1 protein-coding gene and 1 pseudogene are annotated in these 1,288 nt (G+C 69.4%); both read left to right on the top strand.

All coding sequences use genetic code 11. From position 1 onward, the window contains the following. On the top strand, nucleotides 1-867 hold an 867-nt coding region (locus tag FVW20_RS15810; protein ID WP_231039167.1), incomplete at its 5' end, for a phosphate acyltransferase. Nucleotides 868-926: 59 nt separating this feature from the next. After that, nucleotides 927-1,288: pseudogene (locus tag FVW20_RS15805) on the top strand (butyrate kinase); the annotation flags it as partial.

The raw sequence follows: 1,288 nt of genomic DNA, 5'->3' as shown, positions 1-1,288 counted from the left end.
ATCGCGCTGGCCGCCTGTGCAGAGGCCCATGCCCTGGGCGCCCTGCTGGACGCCATGGAGCGGGGCATCGCCCAGCCCCTGCTGGTGGGCGACATGGACCAGACCGCGCGCATCGCGGCGGAGTTGGGGCGCGACATTTCCGGCATTGCAGCCGTGCACGCCCCCGACCCGCGCGAGGCCGTGCAGTGCGCCGTGGACATGGTGCGGCGCGGCGAGGCCGAGGTGCTCATGAAGGGCCTTGTGAATACCGACGTGTTGCTGCGCCGGGTGCTCAACCGCGCCACCGGCCTGCCCCCCAAGGGCGTGTTGAGCCATGTGGCCGTGTTCGAACTGCCCGTGTCGGGCGGCGTCACCCGTCTGGCCATGATGACGGACGCCGCCGTGAACATCCGCCCCAACTTGCAGCGCAAGCTGGAAATCGTGCACAACGCCGTGGCCGTGGCCCGTGCGCTGGGCATTGCCCGGCCCCGCGTGGCCATGCTGGCCGCCACCGAAAAGGTCATCCTGCCCGCCATGCCCGCCACGCTGGATGCCCAGATAGTGGCCCGCATGGCCGATCAGGGCGAATTCGGCGAGGCGGACGTGGCCGGACCCATGGCGCTGGACATCGCCATCTCGCCCGATGCCGCCGCGCGCAAGGGTGTGGACCATCCCGTGGCCGGGTGCGCCGACATCCTCGTGACGCCGGACATAGAGAGCGGCAACATCCTGTACAAGTCACTGACCACATTGGCCCACGCGGACATGGCCAGCACCATGGCGGGCAGTTCCGCGCCGCTGGTGGTCACCTCGCGCGGGGACAGCGAACGTTCCAAGTTCTGCTCCATCGCGTTGGCGGGCTACCTGGCCTTGTCCGCAAGAAGCTAGCGCCGGCCCGCCCGTCCGTTCCATTCTTTTCCGGCGGCCTGCTTGCCGCGTTGCCGCCCTTGCACGACATCGCCCTTCGAGAGGATACCCATCTGAGTTCCCAGCCTTTTCCCACCGACGGCAAGCCAGCCGCCAGCACGGCCCGTCCCGCGGATTCGTCCGGCTCCGGGAAGGAACGCATTCTGGCCATCAATCCCGGCTCCACCTCCACCAAGGTGGCCTTGTACGAGGGCGAGACCGAGGTGTTTTCCGAAACCGTGGAACACCCGCGCGACGAGCTTGCGGCCTTTCCCACGGTCATCGCCCAGTACGCCTACCGCCGTGCCGCCGTGGACGCGCTGCTGGCCGAACACGGCATGACCGACATGCCCCTGGCCGCCGTGGCCGGGCGCGGCGGACTGCTGCCGCCCATGCCCGGCGG

The organism is Nitratidesulfovibrio oxamicus, assembly GCF_015731765.1.
In the GTDB taxonomy this organism is placed as follows: domain Bacteria; phylum Desulfobacterota; class Desulfovibrionia; order Desulfovibrionales; family Desulfovibrionaceae; genus Cupidesulfovibrio; species Cupidesulfovibrio oxamicus.
This window is presented reverse-complemented; position numbering and strand designations above follow the sequence as displayed.